The organism is Acinetobacter sp. TUM15071, from assembly GCF_008980925.1.
Lineage (GTDB): Bacteria > Pseudomonadota > Gammaproteobacteria > Pseudomonadales > Moraxellaceae > Acinetobacter > Acinetobacter dispersus.
In genome coordinates this window covers 215,674-223,854 of record NZ_BKGB01000005.1, presented here as the reverse complement: position 1 = coordinate 223,854, position 8,181 = coordinate 215,674, and the positions used below count along the sequence as shown (strand labels likewise).

Annotated in this window: 7 protein-coding genes, 1 tRNA gene and 1 pseudogene; all 9 read left to right on the top strand. The window is 42.5% G+C overall.

What is annotated here, in order from left to right:
• A pseudogene (locus tag GBI66_RS07000) lies at positions 1-127 on the top strand (elongation factor Tu); the annotation flags it as partial.
• Between the two features lie 56 nt (positions 128-183).
• Positions 184-259 (top strand) — tRNA-Trp (locus tag GBI66_RS06995).
• A 76-nt stretch (positions 260-335) separates the two neighbouring features.
• On the top strand, positions 336-776 hold the full coding sequence (gene secE / locus GBI66_RS06990) for a preprotein translocase subunit SecE (protein ID WP_004802225.1): 441 nt from the start codon (positions 336-338) through the stop codon (positions 774-776).
• 7 nt (positions 777-783) lie between these two features.
• Positions 784-1,317 carry a transcription termination/antitermination protein NusG gene (nusG, locus tag GBI66_RS06985; protein WP_005154809.1) on the top strand — a complete coding sequence of 178 codons (534 nt, stop codon included), beginning with the start codon at positions 784-786 and terminating at the stop codon, positions 1,315-1,317.
• Between the two features lie 111 nt (positions 1,318-1,428).
• A complete protein-coding gene (gene rplK, locus GBI66_RS06980) occupies positions 1,429-1,857 on the top strand; it encodes a 50S ribosomal protein L11 (protein ID WP_004637639.1) in 429 nt (142 codons plus the stop codon).
• Positions 1,858-1,860: 3 nt separating this feature from the next.
• On the top strand, positions 1,861-2,556 hold the full coding sequence (gene rplA / locus GBI66_RS06975) for a 50S ribosomal protein L1 (protein ID WP_004656290.1): 696 nt from the start codon (positions 1,861-1,863) through the stop codon (positions 2,554-2,556).
• 251 nt (positions 2,557-2,807) lie between these two features.
• Complete coding sequence (gene rplJ, locus GBI66_RS06970; RefSeq protein WP_004802230.1) at positions 2,808-3,314, top strand: 50S ribosomal protein L10; 507 nt, start codon at positions 2,808-2,810, stop codon at positions 3,312-3,314.
• Positions 3,315-3,362: 48 nt separating this feature from the next.
• Positions 3,363-3,728: a 50S ribosomal protein L7/L12 gene (gene rplL / locus GBI66_RS06965; protein ID WP_005191867.1), complete on the top strand. Its 366-nt coding sequence runs from the start codon at positions 3,363-3,365 to the stop codon at positions 3,726-3,728.
• A gap of 308 nt (positions 3,729-4,036) precedes the next feature.
• Positions 4,037-8,125, top strand: a complete 4,089-nt coding sequence (gene rpoB / locus GBI66_RS06960) for a DNA-directed RNA polymerase subunit beta (protein ID WP_151715599.1) — start codon at positions 4,037-4,039, stop codon at positions 8,123-8,125.
• Positions 8,126-8,181: the final 56 nt, after the last annotated feature.

The following is an 8,181-nucleotide window of genomic DNA, read 5'->3' as shown; positions in this document are numbered from 1 at the left end:
TGGTGACAACGTTGAGATGTCAGTAGAATTAATTCACCCGATCGCAATGGACCCAGGTCTACGTTTTGCGATCCGTGAAGGTGGTCGTACTGTAGGCGCTGGTGTTGTTGCTAAAGTAACTGCATAAGCCCAATACCGTGTGTTACACTCAAATCGAAAGCTCCGGCTTTCGATTTGTACGTTAGGTCAGTAGTTCAATTGGTAGAGCGTCGGTCTCCAAAACCGAATGTTGGGGGTTCGAGTCCCTCCTGGCCTGCCACTTTTTTTTAATAAAAAAGCTTAATTCTGGCTAAGTTGTCATATAATAAGTCGCGAATTCTACGACGAGTAAAAAAATGTCGAATGATAAATCGCGTGACGCATTAAGCGACGCGCCAATCCCTCAAAGAAATAATGTTGCAGAAGTTGTAAGCTCTGGTTCACCGCTAGATGTTGTCTTATGGTTGATTGCTATAGCTTTATTGGTCGGTTCAGCATTGGTAAATCAGCATTTACCTGCCTATTGGGCACCAGCAAATGATATTTGGGTGCGTGTTGGGGTGATTTTGGCTTGTGTCGTAGTCGCTTTAGGTTTATTATACGCCACCCATCAAGGCAAAGGCTTTGTGCGTTTATTACAAGATGCGCGAATTGAACTGCGTCGAGTGACCTGGCCAACAAAACAAGAGACGATCACGACATCGTGGCAAGTTCTTTTGGTTGTGCTTGTTGCATCATTGGTTTTATGGTGTTTCGACTACGGCTTAGGTTGGTTTATTAAGTTAATTATTGGGTAAGAACGCGATGAAACGTTGGTATATTATTCATGCCTATTCAGGCTTTGAAAAACAAGTGATGCGTTCGCTTAATGATCGAATTCAGCGTAGTACTGTTGCTGAAAGCTTTGGTGAAGTCCTTGTCCCTACTGAAGAAGTAGTGGAAATGAAGGATGGTAAGAAGCGTAAGTCTGAACGTAAATTCTTTCCTGGCTATGTGTTAGTCGAAATGGAAATGAATGATGATACTTGGCATATCGTAAAAGAGTGTCCAAAGGTTCTTGGTTTTATTGGTGGTACACCAGAGAAACCAGCTCCGATTTCACAACGTGAAGCTGATGCGATCCTTGCTCGTGTACGCAACACAGGTGAAGCACCTCGTCCTAAGACGATGTTTGAACCTGGTGAAGAATTGCTCGTTATAGATGGTCCGTTCACAGACTTTAAAGGAGTCGTGGAGGAAGTACTATACGAAAAGTCACGTTTAACGTTGACGATTAATGTATTTAATCGACCAACTCAAGTTGAACTAGAGTTTCGCCAAGTCGAAAAAACAGTTTAATTTGAATAGGTTGTGAAGCGCCCGATCTGATCGGGCATTGTTGTTCTAACACTTCGGTGTTGTTTAATTTTTGGGGAGCCTAACGGCGTCTGTACCCAGAGGTAATTTTCAATGGCTAAGAAGATTGACGGCTATATCAAGCTGCAAGTTCCAGCTGGTAAAGCAAATCCATCTCCACCAATTGGTCCTGCTTTAGGTCAACGTGGTGTAAACATCATGGCATTCTGTAAAGAATTCAATGCTGCTACACAAAAACTTGAAGTTGGTTTGCCAATTCCTGTCGTGATCACTGTGTACAACGATAAGTCGTTCACTTTCATCATGAAAACTCCACCTGCATCTATTCTTCTTAAGAAAGCTGCTGGTATCCAAAAGGGTTCTTCTGTACCTAACAAAACTAAAGTTGGTAAGTTGACTCGTGCTCAGTTAGAAGAAATCGCGACTACTAAAGAACCAGATTTAACTGGTGCTGATTTAGACGCTCGTGTGCGTACCATTGCTGGTTCTGCACGTTCTATGGGCTTGGAAGTGGAGCTATAAGACATGGCAAAGTTAACTAAACGTCAAAAAGCCATTGCTGCTGCTGTAGAAGCAAACAAAGTTTACACTTTGGAAGAAGCAGTACAAGTTCTTAACAGCCTTCCAGCTGCGAAGTTCAAAGAATCTTTAGATATCGCTGTAAACCTTGGTGTAGACCCACGTAAATCTGATCAGGTTGTTCGTGGTGCTACAACTTTACCTGCGGGTACTGGTAAAACTGTACGTGTTGCAGTATTTGCTCAAGGTGCTGCTGCAGAAGCTGCGAAAGCTGCTGGTGCTGATATCGTTGGTTTTGATGACCTTGCTGAAAGCATTCAAGGTGGAAACCTTGATTTCGACGTAGTGATTGCTGCTCCTGATGCAATGCGCGTTGTTGGTAAGCTTGGTACAATTCTTGGTCCACGTGGCTTAATGCCAAACCCGAAAGTGGGTACAGTAACTCCTGATGTTGCTAACGCGGTTAAGAATGCTAAATCTGGTCAAGCACGTTACCGTGTAGACAAAGCGGGTATCATCCACGCTGCGATCGGCCAACTTGGCTTTAGCGAAGAAGCTGTACGTCAAAACGTTGAAACTTTAATTGCAGACTTGAAAAAGTTAAAGCCTGCAACTTCTAAAGGTGTATACGTTAAAAAGATCACTTTGAGCTCTACTATGGGTCCTGGTTTGATCGTTGACGTAAGCAACGTTTCTAAGTAATTAGAAAGAATTTTGAAGCCTTAGATTTTTTCGTTGAAAAAATCTAAGCAAACTTTGAATTGATAAATGAATGTTTATCAGCGTCAAAGACCTCAGGCGAAGTGATTCTTTTTAGAAGATCTTCTTAATAATCCAGTCTGAGTAGACGCGGTGGTGTGATTTGTTGCTCCTCCGCGTGTAGGCCTGAATAAGGCTTACGAATTGGGAGTGCACTCGTATGAGTGCATAAATCACCGTTAGGAGGTTTTACGATGGCTCTTCTTATCGAAGACAAAAAACAGATCGTTGCTGAAGTAAGTGAAATTGCTTCTACAGCGTTCGCTGCCGTTGTTGCTGACTACCAAGGTTTAACCGTTGAGCAATTAACTGCTCTTCGTGTTGAAGCTCGTAAACTAGGTGTTGCTACACGCGTTGTACGTAATACTTTAGCTAAACGTGCTCTTCAAGATACGCCATTCGCTATCTTGAATGACGACCTTGTTGGTCCAACAATCTTAGCATTCTCAACTTCTGAAGACGACATGGGTGCAGCTGCACGCTTGTTCGAAGAATTTGCTAAAACTAATAAAGCATTTGAATTAAAGGCTGCTGCATTTGAAGGCAAACTTTATCAAGGTGCTGACGTTAGCGTTATCGCGAATCTTCCGAACCAAGAAAAAGCGCTTACTATGCTTGCCTCTGTTCTTCAAGCTCCTATTTCGAAATTGGGTCGCTTACTTACAGCGCTTCAAGAGAAAAACGGGTCAGAAGCTGCTTAAGCTTAAATCTACTTTCACACCATTCAATATCCATTTGGAGTTACTCTCATGGCTTTAACAAACGAAGAAATCTTAAACGCAGTTGCTGAAAAAACTGTTCTTGAACTTGTTGAACTTATTTCTGCTTTCGAAGAAAAATTCAACGTATCTGCTGCTGCTGTAGCTGTTGCTGCTGGTCCAGCTGTTGCTGCTGCTGAAGAACAAACTGAATTCAACGTAGAGTTGACTTCTTTCGGTGCTAACAAAGTTGCTGTAATTAAAGCAGTTCGTGAAGCTACTGGTCTTGGTCTTAAAGAAGCTAAAGATCTTGTTGAAGGCGCTCCTGCTGTTCTTAAGGAAGGCGTTTCTAAAGAAGAAGGCGAAGAACTTAAGAAGAAGCTTGAAGAAGCTGGTGCTACAGTTACACTTAAGTAATGCTGTAGGGAGTCGATTTTTTGAAAATCGGCTCCAAAAAATGGCTGATGGCTCTTGGGTCATCAGCCTTTTTGCGTTACAATAATCGGCTCGTTTTTTGTTAGTTTTACGTTTTTGTGCGTAAAATTCAAACAAATAACACAATATCAAACGCTTACCAATATTTTTTTGCTTATAAAAATATTGTTAAGCGTTTTAATACCACTAAAAATTGCAGCATTTGTAAACAGTGGTGGCCATATCGGCCTGCGTAATTCCTTCTAAACCCGTTCTGCAGGCGGGTTTAGTTTACTTTCCGAGGACTCCAGATGGCATACTCATATACCGAAAAGAAACGGATTCGTAAGAATTTTGGTAAATTGCCCCACGTAATGGAAGCACCGTACTTACTTTCGATTCAGGTCGATTCGTACCGTACTTTCTTACAAGGTGGTAAAACTCCAAAAAATCGCGAAGATATCGGTCTCCAAGCCGCATTTCGTTCAGTTTTTCCTATTGAAAGTTATTCTGGCAATGCTGCTTTAGAATTTGTTGAGTATAGTCTTGGTAAGCCAGAGTTTGACGTACGTGAATGTATTTTACGTGGTTCAACTTATGCGGCACCAATGCGCGTAAAAATTCGTTTGATCATTAAAGATCGTGAAACGAAATCAATTAAAGACGTGCGTGAACAAGAAGTTTACATGGGTGAAATGCCACTCATGACAGATAACGGTACGTTCGTTATCAACGGTACTGAGCGTGTAATCGTATCTCAATTACACCGTTCACCAGGTGTATTCTTCGACCATGATAAGGGTAAAACCCACTCAAGCGGTAAAGTGTTGTATTCAGCACGTATTATTCCTTACCGTGGTTCATGGTTAGACTTCGAATTTGATGCCAAAGATTTGGTATTCGTACGTATTGACCGTCGTCGTAAGTTGCTTGCAACGGTAATCCTACGTGCCTTGAATTATAGCAATGAACAAATCTTGAATTTGTTCTACGAGAAAGTACCTGTATATCTTGATATGGGTAGCTATCAAATTGACCTCGTTCCAGACCGCTTACGTGGTGAAATGGCGCAATTTGATATCTTGGATAATGATGGTAAAGCGATCGTTGAACAAGGTAAACGTATTAATGCTCGTCATGTACGCCAAATGGAAGCTGCTAACTTAGCGAAGCTTTCTGTACCTGATGAATATTTATATGAGCGTATTACAGCTGAAGACATCAAGTTGAAAGACGGTGATGTGATTCCTGCAAATACCGTACTTAGCCATGATATTATGGTGAAGTTGGCTGAAGGTGGTGTTAAACAGTTTAACATCCTGTTCACAAACGATATAGATCGTGGTTCTTTCGTTGCTGATACATTACGTGCAGATACAACAACAGGTCGTGAAGAAGCGCTTGTTGAAATCTATAAAGTAATGCGTCCAGGCGAGCCACCAACAAAAGAAGCTGCTGAAAACTTATTCAATAACTTATTCTTCTCTTCTGAGCGTTATGACCTTTCTCCAGTGGGTCGTATGAAGTTCAACCGTCGTTTGGGTCGTCCTTACGAAGTGGGTACAGATCAGAAGTCGCGTGAAGTTGAGGGTATTTTATCGCACGAAGATATCATCGATGTACTGCGTACATTGGTTGAAATCCGTAACGGTAAGGGTGAAGTCGATGATATCGATCACTTGGGTAACCGTCGTGTACGTTCTGTTGGTGAAATGACAGAAAACCAATTCCGTGTTGGTTTAGTTCGTGTTGAACGTGCTGTGAAAGAGCGTTTAAGCCAAGCAGAAACTGATAACTTGTCTCCGCAAGATTTAATCAACGCGAAACCAGTTGCTGCTGCAATCAAAGAATTCTTTGGTTCAAGCCAATTGTCTCAGTTCATGGACCAAAACAACCCATTGTCTGAGATTACGCACAAACGTCGTGTATCTGCGCTTGGTCCTGGTGGTTTGACACGTGAACGTGCAGGATTTGAAGTACGTGACGTACATCAAACTCACTACGGTCGTGTATGTCCAATTGAAACACCGGAAGGTCCAAACATTGGTTTGATCAACTCGCTTTCTGTTTATGCAAAAGCGAATGACTTCGGTTTCTTGGAAACGCCATACCGTCGCGTTGTTGAAGGTCGTGTAACAGATACAGTTGAATATTTATCTGCGATTGAAGAAGTGGGTACTGTGATTGCACAGGCCGATTCTGCAGTAGATAAAGATGGCAACTTGACTGAAGAAATGGTTTCTGTACGTCATCAAGGTGAATTCGTACGTATGTCGCCTGAGCGCGTTACACATATGGACGTTTCTGCACAGCAGGTTGTTTCTGTTGCAGCATCATTGATTCCATTCCTTGAACACGATGATGCGAACCGTGCATTGATGGGTTCGAACATGCAACGTCAGGCTGTTCCTACCTTACGTGCTGACAAGCCGCTTGTTGGTACAGGTATGGAAGCAAACGTAGCACGTGACTCAGGCGTGTGTGTGATTGCAGACCGTGGTGGTGCGATTGAATATGTAGATGCATCTCGTATCGTTATTCGTGTAAACGAAGACGAAATGATCGCGGGTGAAGCGGGTGTAGATATCTACAACCTGATCAAATATACACGTTCAAACCAAAATACATGTATCAACCAAAACGTTATCGTAAACTTGGGCGACAAAGTTGCTCGTGGCGATATCTTGGCTGATGGTCCATCGACTGATATGGGTGAACTTGCGCTTGGTCAAAACATGCGCGTCGCGTTCATGACATGGAACGGTTATAACTACGAAGACTCGATCTTACTTTCTGAGCGTGTACTTCAAGAAGACCGTTTAACGTCGATTCACATTCAAGAATTGTCATGTGTAGCGCGTGATACTAAGTTAGGTGCAGAAGAAATTACTGCCGATATTCCTAACGTTGGTGAAGCTGCACTGTCTAAGTTGGATGAGTCTGGTATTGTTTATATCGGTGCTGAAGTGACTGCGGGTGACATCCTTGTTGGTAAGGTAACGCCTAAAGGTGAAACTCAGTTAACACCTGAAGAAAAACTACTTCGCGCAATCTTTGGTGAAAAAGCAGCTGACGTTAAAGACTCTTCTTTACGCGTTCCATCTGGCACCAAAGGTACCGTGATTGACGTTCAAGTCTTCACACGTGATGGTTTGGAAAAAGATGAACGTGCTCAAGCAATTGAGAAAGCTCAACTTGATGCATACCGTAAAGACTTGAAAGAAGAATACAAAATCTTCGAAGAAGCAGCACGTGAACGTATTGTTCGTTTGTTGAAAGGTCAAGAATCTAACGGTGGTGGTTCAACTAAACGTGGCGATAAACTTGCTGAAGACGTATTGTCTGGTTTAGAGCTTGTTGATTTACTTGAAATCCAGCCGACTGATGAAGCAATTGCAGAGCGTTTAACTCAAATTCAAGTGTTCTTGAAAGAGAAGAGTTACGAAATTGATGAGAAGTTTGCTGAGAAGAAACGTAAACTTTCTACAGGGGATGAATTAACAACTGGCGTATTGAAAGTTGTTAAGGTTTACCTCGCTGTTAAACGTCGTATCCAGCCTGGTGATAAGATGGCAGGTCGTCATGGTAACAAAGGTGTTGTATCAAACATCTTACCTGTTGAAGACATGCCGCATGATGCCAATGGTGTACCAGTCGATATCGTATTGAACCCGTTGGGTGTACCATCACGTATGAACGTGGGTCAGATTCTCGAGACTCACTTGGGTATGGCTGCTAAAGGTCTTGGCGATAAAATCGAAAAAATGTTGAAAGAACAGCGTACAGTGATTGAACTGCGTGAATTCTTAGACAAGATTTATAACAAGGTTGGTGGCGAGCAAGAAGAGCTTGATAGCTTAACTGATGCAGAAGTCTTGGCACTTTCAGGTAACTTGCGTGCTGGTGTTCCATTGGCAACACCTGTGTTCGATGGTGCTGAAGAAAGCCAAATCAAAGACTTACTAGAATTGGCTGACATTTCACGTACTGGTCAAACGGTATTGTTTGACGGTCGTACAGGTGAACAGTTTGATCGTCCTGTAACTGTAGGTTACATGTACATGCTCAAATTGAACCACTTGGTTGATGACAAGATGCATGCGCGTTCAACAGGTTCTTACTCACTTGTTACTCAACAGCCGCTTGGTGGTAAAGCACAATTCGGTGGTCAGCGTTTCGGTGAGATGGAAGTATGGGCACTTGAAGCATACGGTGCAGCATATACACTTCAAGAAATGCTCACTGTGAAGTCGGATGACGTCGAAGGCCGTACACGCATCTATAAGAATATTGTAGATGGTAACCATTATATGGATCCGGGTATGCCTGAATCGTTCAACGTATTGACCAAAGAGATCCGTTCTTTAGGTATCAACATTGAACTGAAAAATGGTGACTAAAAAATCTCCCCCAACCCCTCTTTAAGAAAGAGGGGAGAAGTCCCCCTTTGTAAAAG